22 protein-coding genes are annotated in these 14,130 nt (G+C 62.6%); 19 read left to right on the top strand and 3 right to left on the bottom strand.

Going from position 1 to position 14,130, the window contains the following annotated elements; genetic code table 11:
* Positions 1-5: 5 nt before the first annotated feature.
* The 19 genes from rplN (at position 6) to V1279_RS19675 (ending at position 10,959) form a co-directional block, all read left to right on the top strand.
* A complete protein-coding gene (gene rplN, locus V1279_RS19765) occupies positions 6-374 on the top strand; it encodes a 50S ribosomal protein L14 (protein WP_011473865.1) in 369 nt (122 codons plus the stop codon).
* Positions 374-688, top strand: coding sequence for a 50S ribosomal protein L24 (gene rplX, locus V1279_RS19760; protein ID WP_334439076.1), 315 nt, complete (start codon positions 374-376; stop codon positions 686-688). The genes rplN and rplX overlap by 1 nt, the downstream gene beginning before the upstream one ends.
* Entirely contained in the window at positions 681-1,238 is a 558-nt protein-coding gene (gene rplE, locus V1279_RS19755) for a 50S ribosomal protein L5 (protein WP_334439074.1), read from the top strand. The genes rplX and rplE overlap by 8 nt, the downstream gene beginning before the upstream one ends.
* A gap of 44 nt (positions 1,239-1,282) precedes the next feature.
* The gene (gene rpsN, locus V1279_RS19750; RefSeq protein WP_108518102.1) at positions 1,283-1,588 is read left to right on the top strand and encodes a 30S ribosomal protein S14; all 306 of its coding nucleotides are present in this window, start codon (positions 1,283-1,285) and stop codon (positions 1,586-1,588) included.
* A 14-nt stretch (positions 1,589-1,602) separates the two neighbouring features.
* Positions 1,603-2,001, top strand: a complete 399-nt coding sequence (gene rpsH / locus V1279_RS19745) for a 30S ribosomal protein S8 (RefSeq protein WP_334439068.1) — start codon at positions 1,603-1,605, stop codon at positions 1,999-2,001.
* A gap of 15 nt (positions 2,002-2,016) precedes the next feature.
* Entirely contained in the window at positions 2,017-2,550 is a 534-nt protein-coding gene (gene rplF / locus V1279_RS19740; protein ID WP_334439066.1) for a 50S ribosomal protein L6, read from the top strand.
* An 11-nt stretch (positions 2,551-2,561) separates the two neighbouring features.
* Positions 2,562-2,921 carry a 50S ribosomal protein L18 gene (rplR, locus tag V1279_RS19735; RefSeq protein ID WP_334439065.1) on the top strand — a complete coding sequence of 120 codons (360 nt, stop codon included), beginning with the start codon at positions 2,562-2,564 and terminating at the stop codon, positions 2,919-2,921.
* A 62-nt stretch (positions 2,922-2,983) separates the two neighbouring features.
* Complete coding sequence (gene rpsE, locus V1279_RS19730; protein ID WP_334439063.1) at positions 2,984-3,559, top strand: 30S ribosomal protein S5; 576 nt, start codon at positions 2,984-2,986, stop codon at positions 3,557-3,559.
* 37 nt (positions 3,560-3,596) lie between these two features.
* Positions 3,597-3,791 carry a 50S ribosomal protein L30 gene (gene rpmD / locus V1279_RS19725; RefSeq protein ID WP_291860764.1) on the top strand — a complete coding sequence of 65 codons (195 nt, stop codon included), beginning with the start codon at positions 3,597-3,599 and terminating at the stop codon, positions 3,789-3,791.
* Positions 3,792-3,866: 75 nt separating this feature from the next.
* Positions 3,867-4,355 carry a 50S ribosomal protein L15 gene (gene rplO, locus V1279_RS19720; protein ID WP_334439059.1) on the top strand — a complete coding sequence of 163 codons (489 nt, stop codon included), beginning with the start codon at positions 3,867-3,869 and terminating at the stop codon, positions 4,353-4,355.
* A 146-nt stretch (positions 4,356-4,501) separates the two neighbouring features.
* Positions 4,502-5,833 (top strand): preprotein translocase subunit SecY, encoded by a 1,332-nt coding sequence (gene secY, locus V1279_RS19715; RefSeq protein WP_057849114.1) that lies wholly within the window; start codon positions 4,502-4,504, stop codon positions 5,831-5,833.
* Between the two features lie 79 nt (positions 5,834-5,912).
* Positions 5,913-6,794 (top strand): adenylate kinase, encoded by an 882-nt coding sequence (locus tag V1279_RS19710; protein WP_334439057.1) that lies wholly within the window; start codon positions 5,913-5,915, stop codon positions 6,792-6,794.
* Positions 6,795-6,977: 183 nt separating this feature from the next.
* On the top strand, positions 6,978-7,346 hold the full coding sequence (rpsM, locus tag V1279_RS19705) for a 30S ribosomal protein S13 (RefSeq protein WP_334439056.1): 369 nt from the start codon (positions 6,978-6,980) through the stop codon (positions 7,344-7,346).
* Between the two features lie 126 nt (positions 7,347-7,472).
* Positions 7,473-7,862, top strand: coding sequence for a 30S ribosomal protein S11 (gene rpsK, locus V1279_RS19700; protein WP_006021048.1), 390 nt, complete (start codon positions 7,473-7,475; stop codon positions 7,860-7,862).
* 118 nt (positions 7,863-7,980) lie between these two features.
* Positions 7,981-9,021: a DNA-directed RNA polymerase subunit alpha gene (locus tag V1279_RS19695; RefSeq protein WP_334439054.1), complete on the top strand. Its 1,041-nt coding sequence runs from the start codon at positions 7,981-7,983 to the stop codon at positions 9,019-9,021.
* A 123-nt stretch (positions 9,022-9,144) separates the two neighbouring features.
* Positions 9,145-9,561 (top strand): 50S ribosomal protein L17, encoded by a 417-nt coding sequence (rplQ, locus tag V1279_RS19690; protein ID WP_334439052.1) that lies wholly within the window; start codon positions 9,145-9,147, stop codon positions 9,559-9,561.
* Positions 9,562-9,690: 129 nt separating this feature from the next.
* Complete coding sequence (gene greA, locus V1279_RS19685) at positions 9,691-10,149, top strand: transcription elongation factor GreA (protein ID WP_334439050.1); 459 nt, start codon at positions 9,691-9,693, stop codon at positions 10,147-10,149.
* Positions 10,150-10,172: 23 nt separating this feature from the next.
* A complete protein-coding gene (locus V1279_RS19680; RefSeq protein WP_334439049.1) occupies positions 10,173-10,469 on the top strand; it encodes a DUF1330 domain-containing protein in 297 nt (98 codons plus the stop codon).
* Positions 10,470-10,617: 148 nt separating this feature from the next.
* On the top strand, positions 10,618-10,959 hold the full coding sequence (locus V1279_RS19675; RefSeq protein WP_334439048.1) for a DUF1236 domain-containing protein: 342 nt from the start codon (positions 10,618-10,620) through the stop codon (positions 10,957-10,959).
* A gap of 65 nt (positions 10,960-11,024) precedes the next feature.
* On the opposite strand, the gene V1279_RS19670 is transcribed toward V1279_RS19675, so the two are convergent.
* The 3 genes from V1279_RS19670 to V1279_RS19660 form a co-directional block, all read right to left on the bottom strand.
* On the bottom strand, positions 11,025-11,393 hold the full coding sequence (locus V1279_RS19670) for a hypothetical protein (protein ID WP_334439046.1): 369 nt from the start codon (positions 11,391-11,393) through the stop codon (positions 11,025-11,027).
* Positions 11,394-11,586: 193 nt separating this feature from the next.
* The gene (locus tag V1279_RS19665) at positions 11,587-13,080 is read right to left on the bottom strand and encodes an amidase (protein WP_334439045.1); all 1,494 of its coding nucleotides are present in this window, start codon (positions 13,078-13,080) and stop codon (positions 11,587-11,589) included.
* Positions 13,081-13,087: 7 nt separating this feature from the next.
* Positions 13,088-14,065 (bottom strand): Bug family tripartite tricarboxylate transporter substrate binding protein, encoded by a 978-nt coding sequence (locus V1279_RS19660; RefSeq protein WP_334439043.1) that lies wholly within the window; start codon positions 14,063-14,065, stop codon positions 13,088-13,090.
* Positions 14,066-14,130: the final 65 nt, after the last annotated feature.

The following is a 14,130-nucleotide window of genomic DNA, read 5'->3' as shown; positions in this document are numbered from 1 at the left end:
CATCAATGATTCAGATGCAGACCAACCTCGACGTGGCCGACAATTCAGGCGCACGCCGTGTCATGTGCATCAAGGTGCTGGGGGGCTCCAAGCGCCGCTATGCCACCGTGGGCGACGTTATCGTCGTGTCGATCAAGGAAGCGATTCCGCGCGGCAAGGTGAAGAAGGGCGATGTGATGAAGGCCGTCGTGGTGCGGGTCCGCAAGGACATCCGCCGCGCCGACGGCTCGGTCATCCGCTTCGACCGCAACGCTGCCGTCTTGATCAACAACCAGTCGGAGCCCGTCGGCACCCGTATCTTCGGGCCCGTGCCGCGCGAGCTGCGCGCCAAGAACCACATGAAAATCATCTCGCTTGCGCCGGAGGTGCTGTGATGGCTGCCAAGATCCGGAAAGGTGACAAGGTCATGGTGCTGAGCGGCCGCGACAAGGGCCGCACCGGCGAAGTATTCGAGGTCCGCCCCGCCGAGAACAAGGCGCTGGTGCGCGGCGTCAACATGGTGAAGCGTCACCAGAAGCAGACCCAGAACCAGGAAGGCGGCATCATCTCCAAGGAGTCGCCGATCCACCTGTCCAACGTCGCCTATGTCGGCAAGGACGGCAAGCCGACCCGCGTGGGCTTCAAGATTCAGGCTGATGGCAAGAAGGTACGCATTGCCAAGAGCTCGGGAGCAGAGATCGATGGCTGATACCGCTTACACACCGCGCCTGCGCGCGGAGTACGACAAGAGCATTCGTGGCCAGCTGACTGAAAAGTTCGGCTATGCCAACGTCATGCAGGTGCCGCGGCTGGACAAGGTCGTGCTCAACATGGGCGTCGGCGACGCCGTCAACGACCGCAAGAAGGCCGAGACCGCGGCTGCCGAACTGACGCAGATCGCCGGCCAGAAGGCGATCGTGACCTATTCGCGAGTCGCGATCGCGACCTTCAAGTTGCGCGAGAACCAGCCGATCGGCTGCAAGGTCACGCTGCGCAAGATCAAGATGTACGAGTTCATCGATCGCCTGGTGAACGTGGCGCTGCCGCGCGTGCGCGACTTCCGCGGCCTCAATCCGAAGAGCTTCGATGGTCGCGGCAATTACTCGCTCGGCCTCAAGGAGCACATCATTTTCCCCGAAATCGATTTCGACAAGGTTTCGGAAGCCCGCGGCATGGACATCACGGTCTGCACCACGGCGAAGACCGACGACGAGGCGCGTGCCTTGTTGACCGCATTCAATTTCCCGTTCCGGCAGTGAGACGCAGTTAAAGCCTCTCAAACGCGGAAACCCAGGAGCCAAGCATGGCAAAGAAGAGTTCGATCGAGAAGAACAACCGGCGCAAGCGGATGACCAAGAACGCCGCCCCGCAGCGTGCGAAGCTGAAGGCGATCATCGCCGACAAGACCCGGCCGATGGAAGAGCGGTTCGCCGCGACGCTGAAGCTCGCCCAGATGCCGCGCAATTCGTCGGCGACCCGCATCCGCAACCGCTGCGAGCTGACCGGCCGCCCGCGCTCGATTTACCGCAAGAACAAGCTTTCCCGCATCGCGCTGCGTGAACTCGGCTCCAAGGGCCTGGTTCCCGGGCTCGTGAAGTCGAGCTGGTAAGGAGGGTCGTCAAGATGTCAACGCACGATCCGATTTCCGATCTCATCACCCGCATCCGCAACGCGCAGATGCGTGCGAAGCCCAAGGTCTCGACCCCGGGGTCGAAGATGCGCGCCAGCGTGCTCGAAGTGCTAAAGTCCGAGGGCTACATCCGCGGCTACGCCAGCGTCGAACATGCGTCGGGCCGCAGCGAGCTCGAGATCGAGCTGAAATATTTCGACGGCGAGCCCGTCATTCGCGAGATCGAGCGGGTCTCCAAGCCGGGCCGTCGGGTTTACGCCTCGGTGAAGAACCTGCCGCGGGTGAACAACGGTCTCGGCATTTCGGTATTGTCGACGCCGAAGGGAATCATGGCTGACCACGCCGCGCGTGACGCGAATGTGGGCGGCGAAATTCTCTTCACGGTGTTCTGAGGAAGGATTGAAGCCATGTCACGTGTTGGCAAACGGCCCGTTCCGATCCCGTCCGGTGTGACGGCGAGCGTCGAAGGGCAGACCGTCAAGATGAAGGGGCCGAAGGGCCAGCTTCAGTTCGTCGTACATGACGACGTCGAAGTGAAGTTCGAGAGCGGCGAGGTCAAGGTCGCGCCGAAGTTCGAAACCAACCGGGCGCAGGCGATGTATGGCACTGCGCGCGCGCAGGTCGCCAATCTGGTCGAGGGCGTCACCAAGGGTTTCGAGAAGAAGCTCGAGATCACTGGCGTCGGTTACCGTGCTGCGCTGCAGGGCAAGAACCTGCAACTCGCGCTCGGCTACAGCCACGACGTCGTCTACGCGATCCCGGAAGGCATCACCATCGTGGTGCCGAAGCCGACCGAGATCACGATCACGGGCACCGATTCCCAGCGCGTCGGCCAGGTCGCCGCGGAAATCCGCGCCTACCGTCCGCCGGAGCCCTACAAGGGCAAGGGTGTGAAGTACGCCAACGAATTCATCTTCCGCAAGGAAGGCAAGAAGAAGTAACGGAGCCGGTCATGTCACTCAAGGTCACGAATGCCCGGCGCAAGCAGCGCGTGCGCAACTCGCTGCGCCGGTCCGCCAATGGACGTCCGCGTCTGTCGGTGTTCCGTTCGTCGAAGCACATCTACGCCCAGGTCATCGACGACCTGAAGGGCGAGACGCTGGCTTCCGCCTCGTCGCTGGAAAAGACGATGCGCGAGGGCGGCAATACGGGCGCCAACATCGATGCGGCGAAGGCCGTCGGCAAGCTGCTGGCGGAACGCGCCGTGCAGAACGGCGTCAAGGAAGTGGTGTTCGATCGCGGTCAGTATCTCTATCACGGGCGCGTCAAGGCGCTTGCGGATGCGGCCCGCGAAAGCGGACTGAGCTTCTAACGAACCGGTTTTGGATAATTACGAGGACAGGGGCTTTACTCCCCTAAAGATTGGAAAACACCATGGCAGGTGAACGCGAACGCGGCGGACGCGACCGGAGCAGGGATCGCGAGGAGCGCGATAGCGAGTTCGTCGACAAGCTCGTCCACATCAATCGCGTGGCGAAGGTCGTCAAGGGCGGCAAGCGCTTCGGCTTTGCGGCGCTGGTCGTGATCGGCGACCAGAAGGGCCGGGTCGGTTTCGGCCACGGCAAGGCGCGCGAAGTTCCCGAAGCGATCCGCAAGGCGACCGAGTCGGCCAAGCGCAACCTGACGCGCGTCGCGCTGCGCGAAGGCCGCACGCTGCATCACGACATCGCCGGCCGCCACGGCGCCGGCCGCGTCTACCTGCGCGCCGCTCCGGCCGGTACCGGCATCATCGCCGGCGGCCCGATGCGCGCAGTGTTCGAAACGCTCGGCATCCAGGACGTGGTGGCGAAGTCGATCGGCTCGTCGAATCCCTACAACATGGTTCGCGCCACCTTCGACGCGCTGAAGCATCAGGATTCGCCGCGTTCGGTGGCCGCACGCCGCAACATCAAGGTGTCCACGCTGCAGTCGCGCCGCGTCGGCGGCGATGCCGAAGTGGTGGCTGAATAACCGGCGCGATTTTTAAGCGCTCTTTGGAGTTAAGACGATGGCCAAGGCCGCAAAGACGATCAAGGTCGAGCAGACCGGCAGCGCGATCCGCCGCCACCACTCGCAGCGTGCGACGCTGATCGGCCTCAAGCTCAACAAGATCGGTCGTGTCACCGAGCTGCAGGACACGCCTGCAATTCGCGGCATGATCGCCAAGGTTCAACATCTCGTCCGCGTCGTCGACGAGAAATAAGCTCGGAGCATGATCCCGAAAAGCGGGTACTGGTTTTCGGTTAAGATCATGCTCCAAGGATAAAGGAAACTAACGATGAAGCTCAGCGATATCGCCGACAACGCCGGCTCGCGCAAGAAGCGCATGCGCGTCGGCCGTGGCATCGGTTCGGGCAAGGGCAAGACTTCGGGCCGCGGCGGCAAGGGCCAGACCGCGCGTTCGGGCGTGCGCATCAAGGGCTTCGAAGGCGGCCAGATGCCGTTGCATCGCCGCCTGCCGAAGCGCGGCTTCAACAACATCTTCCGGCTCGACTTCGCCGAGATCAACCTCGATCGGCTGCAGGAGGCGATCGACGCCAAGCTGGTCGACGCCAAGGAAACCGTCACCGTCGAATCGCTTGTGAAGGCGGGCGTGATCCGTCGCGCCAAGGACGGCCTGCGGCTGCTCGGCCGCGGCGAACTCAAGGCCAAGCTCGCGATCGAGGTGCACGGCGCCTCGAAATCCGCGGTTGCGGCGGTCGAGAAGGCCGGCGGCACGGTGAAGATCCTGGCCCCGGCCAAGAAGGAAGACGGCGAGGCGGCGTAACATCTGCGTCATCGTCCGCGAATGAGCGGGCGGTCCGCACGGTAGGATGATGGACTTATCGAAGCCGAGCACCAAATAATGTCCGGCGTCTGCCGATCGCCCCGCCAGGGGCGACGGCTCGAGGGACGGCGGGAGAAAGCCTGAACATGGTCTCAGCAGCAGAACAACTTGCGGCAAACCTCAACTTCGGCGCACTGGCGAAAGCCGACGAACTGAAGAAGCGCATCTGGTTCACGCTGGGTGCGCTGCTTGTTTATCGGCTCGGCACCTATATCCCGCTGCCCGGCATCGATCCCGCGGCCTGGGAGCAGGTGTTCAAGTCGCAGGCCGGCGGCATCCTCGGCATGTTCAACATGTTCGCCGGCGGCGGCATCAACCGCATGGCGATCTTCGCGCTGAACATCATGCCGTACATCTCGGCATCGATCATCATCCAGCTCTTGACCACCGTATCGCCCAAGCTCGAAGCGCTGAAGAAGGAAGGCGAAGCTGGCCGAAAAACGCTGAACCAGTATACCCGCTATCTCACGGTGATCCTCGCCACGTTCCAGGCCTACGGCATCGCCGTCGGCCTGCAGGGCGCCGGCAACGTCGTCAGCGAACCCGGGCTGTTCTTCCTCATTTCCACCACGGTCACGCTGACCGGCGGCACCATGTTCCTGATGTGGCTCGGCGAGCAGATCACCTCGCGCGGCATTGGCAACGGTATTTCGCTGATCATTCTGGCCGGCATCGTTGCCGAGCTGCCGTCTGCTCTCGCCAACATGCTGGAACTGGGACGCCAGGGCGCGCTCTCGACCGGGCTGATCCTGCTGGTGATCGCGATGGCGATCGTCGTGATCGCCTTCATCGTATTCATGGAGCGCGCGCAGCGGCGGCTTTTGATCCAGTATCCGAAGCGACAGGTCGGCAACAAGATGTTCGAGGGCCAGTCCTCGCATCTGCCGCTCAAGCTCAACACCTCGGGCGTGATCCCGCCGATCTTCGCCTCGTCGCTGTTGCTGCTGCCGGCGACGGTTGCGAACTTCAACGCCGGCCAGGGCCCGGAATGGTTCCAGTGGCTCAACACCCAGCTCAGCCACGGCCGTCCGCTGTTCCTGATCCTCTACCTGAGCCTGATCGTGTTCTTCGCATTCTTCTATACCGCGATCGTGTTCAACCCGACCGAGACCGCCGACAATCTGAAGAAGCATGGCGGCTTCATCCCGGGCATTCGTCCGGGCGAGCGCACCGCCGAATATATCGATTACGTGCTGTCGCGCGTTACCGTGCTTGGTGCGATCTATCTGGCGATCGTCTGTCTGATTCCCGAGATCCTGATTTCCTATGCTTCGGTGCCGTTCTACTTCGGCGGTACCTCGCTTCTGATCGTCGTCAGCGTGACGATGGATACGGTGGCGCAGGTGCAGGGCTATCTCCTGGCCCATCAGTATGAGGGGCTGATCAGGAAATCCAAGTTGAGGGGCCGCCGCCGCTGAGCAGCAGCGGCCACGCGCGGTCTGAAATCCAATACAGGGTGCGCGGCATTTCGCTCACCAAGCCGGGGGGCGAATAGTCATGAGATTGATCCTTTTGGGTCCGCCGGGCGCGGGCAAGGGGACCCAGGCGCAGCGGCTGGTTCAGAAGTACGGCATCGTCCAGCTCTCGACCGGCGAGATGCTGCGCGCGGCGGTCGCAGCCCAAACGCCGGTCGGCCTGCAGGCCAAGGACATCATGGCCAGCGGTGCGCTGGTGCCGGATGAGATCGTGATCGGGATCATCTCCGACCGTCTCGACCAGCCCGACATGAAGAACGGTTTCATCCTCGACGGCTTTCCGCGCACGGTGCCTCAGGCGGTCGCGCTCGACGAACTCCTGAAGAAGAAGCACATCAAGCTCGACGCCGTGATCGAACTGCGCGTCAACGAGAGCGCGCTTCTGAACCGCGTCGAGACGCGCGTCGCCGAGATGCAGGCCCGCGGCGAAGACGTGCGAATCGACGATACCCCGGAAGTGCTGTCGAAGCGGCTGGCCAACTACCGTGCGCAGACCGAGCCACTGATTCACTATTATTCGGAGCGGCGGAAGCTTCTGACGGTCGACGGAATGATGACCATCGAGCACGTCACCCGCGAGATCAACCGGATCCTGACCGCGATCGGGGCGGTGGAACCCAGAGCTGCCAGGTCCGCGGCGCCGGCCAGGAAGGCCGCAGCGGCCACCAGGAAGACCGCCATGCCGGCGGGCAAAATGGCCGCCAAAACCGCCCGGAAGGCTGCCAAATCGGCCCCAAAGGGCAGAAAAACGGCATCGAAGGGGGTTGGTAAGGCGAGCAAGAAGGCCGCTTCGCCGGCCAAGGGGCGGGGGGCCGGCAAGGCCAGAAAGACAGCAAAACAGACCGCAAGGAAGACCACCGCCAAGGCCTCGAAAAAAGTCACGAAAAAGCGAGCTAAGCGATAGAGGCGGTTGACGAAACCGAGTTGAATCCTTAATAAGCCCCGCATCCAGTCGGATAGTTTTTGACGATGCCGGGCCCCGAAGCAGATGAGGGGAAGGGCGTCGTGTTCGCGTTTGCGGAAACCTGCCCGAGATAGCAAGAACTTAAAGCCGGCCCATGAGGGATCGGCGACAGGAGAGAAGTCCGTGGCCCGTATTGCCGGCGTGAATATCCCGACCAACAAGCGCGTGCTGATCGCGCTCCAGTACATTCATGGCATCGGCCAGAAGAACGCGGCCGAGATCGTCGAGAAGGTCAAGATCCCGGTGGATCGTCGCGTCAGCCAGCTGAGCGACCAGGAAGTCCTGCAGATCCGCGAAGTGATCGACCGTGACTACCTCGTCGAAGGCGACCTTCGTCGTGAGACCGGCATGAACATCAAGCGTCTGATGGACCTCGGCTGCTATCGCGGCCTGCGTCATCGCCGCGGCCTGCCGGTGCGCGGCCAGCGCACCCATACCAACGCGCGCACGCGCAAGGGCCCGGCCAAGTCGATCGCCGGCAAGAAGAAGTAATTTGGCGAATTGCGAATAGTGAGTGGCGAATAGTTCTATTCGCTGCTGGCTATCAGCCACTCGCGGTTTTTAGGTGTAGCCGCTGGCAATACGGCGGCGTTTGAGATCACAGGAAGGTTTTAGGTAATGGGCAAGGAAGCCACCCGCGTACGCCGTCGCGAACGCAAGAACATCGCCTCGGGCATCGCGCACGTCAATTCGTCGTTCAACAACACGACCATCACCATCACCGATGCGCAGGGCAATACCATTGCCTGGTCCTCGGCCGGCACGATGGGCTTCAAGGGCTCGCGCAAGTCGACCCCCTATGCCGCGCAGGTCGCGGCCGAAGACGTTTCCAAGAAGGCGCAGGAACACGGCATGCGCACGCTGGAAGTGGAAGTTGCCGGTCCCGGTTCGGGCCGTGAATCGGCGCTTCGTGCGCTGCAGGCGGCGGGCTTTACCGTGACGTCGATCCGCGACGTGACGACGATCCCGCACAATGGTTGCCGTCCGCGCAAGCGCCGGCGCGTCTGATATCTGGTCGCGGGCAACTCGCACCGCCTCGCGATTGTTTTTGGAATTTTGACTGCCGCGGACTGATCCGCGGATCTCCAACGCCAGTGATTTGAACGCAAATCGACTGGCCGGTCTATTGACCCGAAGGGGTGACAAAGTGACGATCCAGAAAAATTGGCAAGAACTTATTCGACCGAACAAGCTGCAGATAACGCCGGGCACCGATGCGACCCGGTTTGCCACCGTCGTCGCCGAACCGCTCGAGCGCGGCTTCGGTCAGACGCTCGGTAACGCGCTGCGCCGCATCCTGTTGTCGTCGCTGCAAGGCGCGGCGGTGCAGTCGGTGCACATCGACGGCGTGCTGCACGAGTTCTCCTCGATCGCGGGCGTTCGCGAGGACGTCACCGACATCGTGCTCAACATCAAGGACATCGCGATCAAGATGCAGGGCGAAGGCCCCAAGCGCATGGTCGTGAAGAAGTCCGGCCCGGGCGCCGTCACCGCCGGCGACATCCAGACCGTCGGCGACGTCGTGGTTCTCAATCCCGACCTGCAGATCTGCACGCTGGACGAGGGCGCGGAAATCCGCATGGAGTTCACGGTCGCTTCCGGCAAGGGGTACGTCGCCGCCGAGCGTAACCGGCCCGAGGACGCGCCGATCGGCCTGATCCCGGTCGACAGCCTGTTCTCTCCGGTGCGCAAGGTCTCCTACAAGGTCGAGAACACCCGCGAGGGCCAGATCCTCGACTACGACAAGCTGACCATGACGATCGAGACCAACGGCGCGATCTCGCCGGAAGACGCCGTGGCCTATGCCGCTCGCATCCTGCAGGATCAGCTCAACGTGTTCGTGAACTTCGAAGAGCCGCGCAAGGAAGTGGCGCAGGAGATCATCCCCGATCTCGCCTTCAACCCGGCGTTCCTCAAGAAGGTCGACGAGCTCGAACTGTCGGTGCGTTCGGCAAACTGCCTGAAGAACGACAACATCGTCTACATCGGCGACCTCGTGCAGAAGTCGGAAGCGGAAATGCTCCGCACCCCGAACTTCGGCCGCAAGTCGCTGAACGAGATCAAGGAAGTGCTGGCCCAGATGGGTCTGCATCTCGGCATGGAAGTGCCGGGCTGGCCGCCGGAGAACATCGACGAGCTCGCCAAGCGCTTCGAGGATCACTACTGATCGAACGATAAGTCAAAGCGCGATGATGTTTCATCGCGCTTTTTAACGGGCGAACGCAGGCAGCCCACCTGAGCAACATGTCCGACGAACCGTCGCGACGAAGACAAATCAAGGAATAGATCAATGCGTCACGGCAAGGTTCATCGTAAGCTCAACCGCACCGCCGAGCATCGCAAAGCGATGTTCGCCAACATGTGCGCGGCGCTGATCAAGCACGAGCAGATCGTCACCACGCTGCCGAAGGCGAAGGAATTGCGCCCGATCGTCGAGAAGCTGGTTACCCTCGGCAAGAAGGGCGGGCTCGCTATGCGCCGCCAGGCGATCTCCGAGATGCGCGACAAGGATCAGGTCCGCAAACTGTTTGACGTACTGGCGCCCCGCTACAAGGAGCGCCAGGGCGGCTACACCCGCATCATCAAGGCCGGCTTCCGCTACGGCGACAACGCGCCGATGGCCGTGATCGAGTTCGTCGACCGCGACGTCGATGCCAAGGGCCTGGATTCCGGCCCGGTGCAGGAAAAGTCCGCCGAAGCAGCGTAAGTCTTCCAGAATCGCAAGTTTCAAAAGCGGCGCTTTCAGCGCCGCTTTTTTTATTGGCCGACGCACTCGCAATCCCGTTACCGCGTGGCTTCATAGGAACCGTCGGCGCCCACAGGCGTTTGACAAGACATGAGTAGGTCGTTCGTCAAGGATACAGAGGACGTCGAAGATCTGCCTGATCGGCCGATCTCCGATCTTCCGAACGAGGTGACGCAGCAAGGTCTACGCCACATCGAGGAAGCATTGGCTGCAGCCCAGGCGGCACAAGCTGCCGCGCAATCGGCGGGGGATCGCGACGCCTTGGCCAGCGCCCGCCGCGATGTCCGCTATTGGAGTGCGCGCCGCGCCACAGCGACGGTGATCCCGGAGCCCACGGACAATTCGGTCGTGCGGCTCGGCCACACCGTCACCATCGTGCGCGAGGATGACCGGCGACAGACGTTCCGGATCGTCGGCGAAGACGAGGCCGACCCCGCGCGCGGAACGATCTCGCACGCGTCGCCGCTGGCGCGCGCGCTGTTCGGCAAGGGTGTCGGCGATGTCATTGTTGTCGCCGGAAGGGAAGCGGAGATCGTCGAGATCCGGTGATCAATTGGGGTCGGAGGTTCGCGATGTCGGCCTATGTTATTTCCGAAGTTGAGATGCGCGATGCGGCGGGTTTCGAGGCTTATCGCATCATCGCCGCGAAGACGATCGCGCAGTATGGCGGGCGCTATTTAGTCCGCCGCGGCGTCGCAAATTTGATCGAAGGCGGCCCACCACCGAAAACCATTATTGTCGTCGAATTTCCAACGATAGAACGTTTGCGTGAATGGTACGCTTCGCCGGAATACGCGGAGGCCTTGAAGGTGCGGCAGACGGCGCTGGATCGACGGCTGATCTTCGTTGAGGGCGTCGCGCCAATTTGAGCTGCAGTGCGATGTCGTGCTGAAAGCGGCGCGTCAGGCGACAGCTTTGCGCATTCAATGCGTTGCGGTGCCGCATTCTTCTCGGAACAAGAGCGTGAAGAATCTGTTTTTCCCGTAGCCGCGCTGATGCGGTTAGAGGAGGAACAAGATGAAGAAGCTATTCATGATTGCGGCCGCCGCGTCGCTGGTTGCGACGATGGCCAACGCTCAGACCACCGTCGAAACGACTACGGGAGCTGCGGGCGCGACCATCCGGATCGAGCCGGAATATCGCACCAAGATCAAGAGCTATGTGACCGAGCACAAGATCCGCCCGGTGGAAATACGGGAAAGGATAGTGGTTGGCGCCACGGTGCCGACCGAGGTCGAACTCGAGCCGGTGCCTTCGGATTGGGGTCCGTCAGTGACGAAGTATCGCTATGTCTACTCGAACAACCGCGTGATGCTGGTCGATCCCGCTACCCGCACCGTGGTGCATGAAGTCGACTGAGGTGCTCTCGCAGCGCCATGCAAAAAGGGGCCGCCAGTCGGGCGGCCCTTTTTCATTTTGCCGGATCACCAGCGACGCCAGCCGCCGTAATACCGCGGACCGTAGAATCGCGGACCGCCATAGTAGGCGAATGCCGGGCGAATCACGCGACGGTAGCGAACGACGGGATAGTAAGGCTCGTCGTAATATCCGCCGTAGTAAGCCGGCGCATAACCGCCGTAATAGCGCGGGTAGCCGCCATAATATCCGTAACCCGGACCATAGGCGTAGGCGTTCGAAGCCAGTCCGCCAATCACGGCGCCCGCGATCAGTCCGCCAGCCACGGCCGGGAAAAATCCCCCGCCGCGCCAATGGGCCTCCGCCGGCGAAGGTGCCGTTACCGCCGTCAAGCCCAGGACGGCTGCTGCGGCCAAAGCTAAAGGTGCCTTCCTCATGGATTACTCCTTTCCGTAATTCAGACGCCCAATACTTTACATTCGGGCGAAGTTCGCTCTTTCGCAAAAACAGACACTTACTAAACACATTCGAGTGAAGTTCGTTGCCCAAGTGCCGGCCTCCAGACCGCTCTGGCGTCAGATTTAACTTTGATGAACGAACGTTCAGGCGACGGCTTCGAATGGAGCCGGATCAGTCGAAATCCAGGAAACCCGGCCGGCCGGAAATCGGCGGCTGACGGCGCAGCCAGGCAAGATCGGGGACGGGACGGGCCGTCTCCGGATTGCCGCCAAGCAATGCCTCGATCTCGCGGGCAACCGAAAGCGTCGCGACATCGCCGCCGCGCGGCCCGATGATCTGGATGCCGAACGGCAATCCGGCACCATCGCGGCCGGCCGGTATCGCCACCGCCGGGTGTCCGGCATTGGTCACGGCATAGGCCAGCGCCAGCCAGTGGAAATAGCTTTTGGTCGGCGTGCCATCTATGGCGGCCGGGTACAGCTCCGACCACGGCCGCGGGCTGATCGTAACCGTCGGCGCAATGACAAAATCATGCTCGCCGAAGAATGTCTGCCAGCTCCGGTAAAGCGCGGTCTGCAGCGAGAGCGCCCGCGCCACGTCGAGAGCGGAATAGCCGAGCCCCTCGGCGACGTTGTCGCGAATATTGGGGCCTACCTTATCCGGATATTTCTCGGCGAGTTCACGGTGACGCCCCAGAAATGCGACGGCGCGCAGGATCCGGAACACCTCGTCGGTGTGGCTGCAATCCGGATGGCTCCATTCGAGGCTGCGGAAGGCCGATCCGAACGTCGCGAGCTTCTTCTTGAATGTCTCGGCGATGGCGCGCTCCGTCGGCGCAAATCCGAAATCGCATGTCGCCGCGATGCGCAAGCTGGCGAGATCGGTCCGTGGCGGATCGCGGTAGGTTTCGCGCACGGGCGATCCGCCGGCGTGAAGGATCGCCGACAGCGGATCTCGCGCGTCGCGATCCAGCATGGAGGAAAGCATCAGGCACGCGTCGGATACGGTTCTGGCCATCGGTCCAAGCTGCGAGATTTGCAGCCATGCCATGTTGCGGCTGTTGCTGGCGATCAGCCCGGGCGAGGGCCGGAAGCCGACCACGCCGCAAAACGCGGCGGGGTTTCGCACTGAACCTCCGGTATCCGAGCCGGTCGCCAGCGGCACCATGCCGGTGGCAAGCGCCACCGCCGATCCGCCGGATGAACCGGCGGCGGAGCGTTCGGGATCGAACGGATTACCGGTCGCGCCATGAAGCGCATTGCGGGTGTTGCCGCCCGCGCCCCATTCGGGGACGTTGGTCTTGCCGATGACGATCGCGCCGGCACGCTTGAGCATCGCCACAACAGCTTCATCCTCGGCCGCGATGTTGTCCGCGAACAACACGCTACCAAAGCTTGTCGGCAGCCCTTTGGCGTCGATCAGGTCCTTGACCCCGAGCGGAAGCCCGTGCAGTGGGCCGAGGTTATCGCCGCGCATCACGGCAGCCTCGCTCTCCCGCGCCGTGGCGTGCGCCGCCTCGAACGAGCGCGCAATGACCGCATTGACGGCGGGATCGATCTCCTCGATCCGCCGGATGCAACTGTCCATGAGTTCGACCGGCGAAAGCTTGCGCTCGCCGATCAGCGCCCGGGCCGTTACCGCGGGCAGATCGCACGGCTCGGTCATGCCAGGATTACTCTTCCTTGATCCCGCCCTTGCGGGCCAGTTCCTTCATCTCGGCCGTTTCCTTGGCGATGAATCCCGGCCAGTCGGAATAGCGCTTGAAACCAGCTTCGTACCCGACTTTTTTGAAGCGCTCGATCACCGAAGGGCTTGCGATCGCCTCTTCCAGCACCGAGGCCAGCCGGTCGCGAATGGCCGGGGGGATGCCCTTGGGCGCGACCACGGTACCCCAGGAGACAAGGTCGATATTGGGATAGCCGAGTTCGGCGAGGGTCGGGACGTCGGGAAGGAACGGCGAGCGTTTGGCGGAGAACACCGCAAGCGGGCGAACCGTGCCGGATTCGAGCAGCGGCCGGATCGCGATTACGGTGTCCACGTGGTACTCGATGTGCTTGCCCATCAGGTCGTTCATCGCCGGCGCGCTGCCCTTGTAGGGCAGATGCACCATCTTGATGGCGGCGGTCGATTTGAAGTGCTCGCCGGCAAAATGCGAAATGGTCGCCACGCCAAAGGAGGCCAGCGACAGCTTGTCGGGATTGGCCTTGGCCGCGGCGACCAGCGCCGCGACGTCCTTGATCGGATTGTCGCGATGGGTAACCAGCACCATGGTCAGGGTGCCGGTCTGGCCGATCGGCTCAAAATCCTTCGCGCTGTCGTAGGGCACGTTCTCCTTCACCGCATGCTGCAAGGTAAAGGTCGAATTCGAGCTGGCGAACAGGGTGTATCCATCCGGAGCCGCATTGGCAGCCTCCCTGGCGGCGATCGTGGTGCCACCACCGGGGCGATTGAGCACGATAACGGGTTTGCCCAGGCGCGTCTCGAGCTCGCCGGCAATGATGCGCCCGACGACATCGGAGGCGCCGCCGGGCGGAAAGGGCACGATCAACTGCAGCGGCTTTTCGGGGTAACTACCTTGCGCCGTTGCGATCGACGCACAGCCCACCACGCAGGCCGACGCTAGCGCGGCCGTTAGAAACATCCGTATCATGTCGAAACAGGTCTCCTGTCTTCCGTGTTCCCCGGCAATTCGCGCCGGGAGTTTTCGGCGACAGC

The organism is Bradyrhizobium sp. AZCC 1610 (assembly GCF_036924515.1).
In the GTDB taxonomy this organism is placed as follows: Bacteria; Pseudomonadota; Alphaproteobacteria; order Rhizobiales; family Xanthobacteraceae; genus Bradyrhizobium.
Note: the sequence above shows the minus strand (reverse complement) of the source record. Positions and strands in the feature narration are given on the sequence as shown.

Coding starts and splice junctions, on each gene's coding strand:
- V1279_RS19660 (WP_334439043.1), bottom strand. CDS start 14,065: ATGATACGGATGTTTCTAACGGCCGCGCTAGCGTCGGCCTGCGTGGTG.
- rpsK (WP_006021048.1), top strand. CDS start 7,473: ATGGGCAAGGAAGCCACCCGCGTACGCCGTCGCGAACGCAAGAACATC.
- V1279_RS19675 (WP_334439048.1), top strand. CDS start 10,618: ATGAAGAAGCTATTCATGATTGCGGCCGCCGCGTCGCTGGTTGCGACG.
- secY (WP_057849114.1), top strand. CDS start 4,502: ATGGTCTCAGCAGCAGAACAACTTGCGGCAAACCTCAACTTCGGCGCA.
- rplE (WP_334439074.1), top strand. CDS start 681: ATGGCTGATACCGCTTACACACCGCGCCTGCGCGCGGAGTACGACAAG.
- rpsN (WP_108518102.1), top strand. CDS start 1,283: ATGGCAAAGAAGAGTTCGATCGAGAAGAACAACCGGCGCAAGCGGATG.
- rplF (WP_334439066.1), top strand. CDS start 2,017: ATGTCACGTGTTGGCAAACGGCCCGTTCCGATCCCGTCCGGTGTGACG.
- V1279_RS19670 (WP_334439046.1), bottom strand. CDS start 11,393: ATGAGGAAGGCACCTTTAGCTTTGGCCGCAGCAGCCGTCCTGGGCTTG.
- V1279_RS19680 (WP_334439049.1), top strand. CDS start 10,173: ATGTCGGCCTATGTTATTTCCGAAGTTGAGATGCGCGATGCGGCGGGT.
- rplR (WP_334439065.1), top strand. CDS start 2,562: ATGTCACTCAAGGTCACGAATGCCCGGCGCAAGCAGCGCGTGCGCAAC.
- rplX (WP_334439076.1), top strand. CDS start 374: ATGGCTGCCAAGATCCGGAAAGGTGACAAGGTCATGGTGCTGAGCGGC.
- rpsE (WP_334439063.1), top strand. CDS start 2,984: ATGGCAGGTGAACGCGAACGCGGCGGACGCGACCGGAGCAGGGATCGC.
- rplQ (WP_334439052.1), top strand. CDS start 9,145: ATGCGTCACGGCAAGGTTCATCGTAAGCTCAACCGCACCGCCGAGCAT.
- V1279_RS19665 (WP_334439045.1), bottom strand. CDS start 13,080: ATGACCGAGCCGTGCGATCTGCCCGCGGTAACGGCCCGGGCGCTGATC.
- rplO (WP_334439059.1), top strand. CDS start 3,867: ATGAAGCTCAGCGATATCGCCGACAACGCCGGCTCGCGCAAGAAGCGC.
- rpsH (WP_334439068.1), top strand. CDS start 1,603: ATGTCAACGCACGATCCGATTTCCGATCTCATCACCCGCATCCGCAAC.
- V1279_RS19710 (WP_334439057.1), top strand. CDS start 5,913: ATGAGATTGATCCTTTTGGGTCCGCCGGGCGCGGGCAAGGGGACCCAG.
- rplN (WP_011473865.1), top strand. CDS start 6: ATGATTCAGATGCAGACCAACCTCGACGTGGCCGACAATTCAGGCGCA.
- rpmD (WP_291860764.1), top strand. CDS start 3,597: ATGGCCAAGGCCGCAAAGACGATCAAGGTCGAGCAGACCGGCAGCGCG.
- greA (WP_334439050.1), top strand. CDS start 9,691: ATGAGTAGGTCGTTCGTCAAGGATACAGAGGACGTCGAAGATCTGCCT.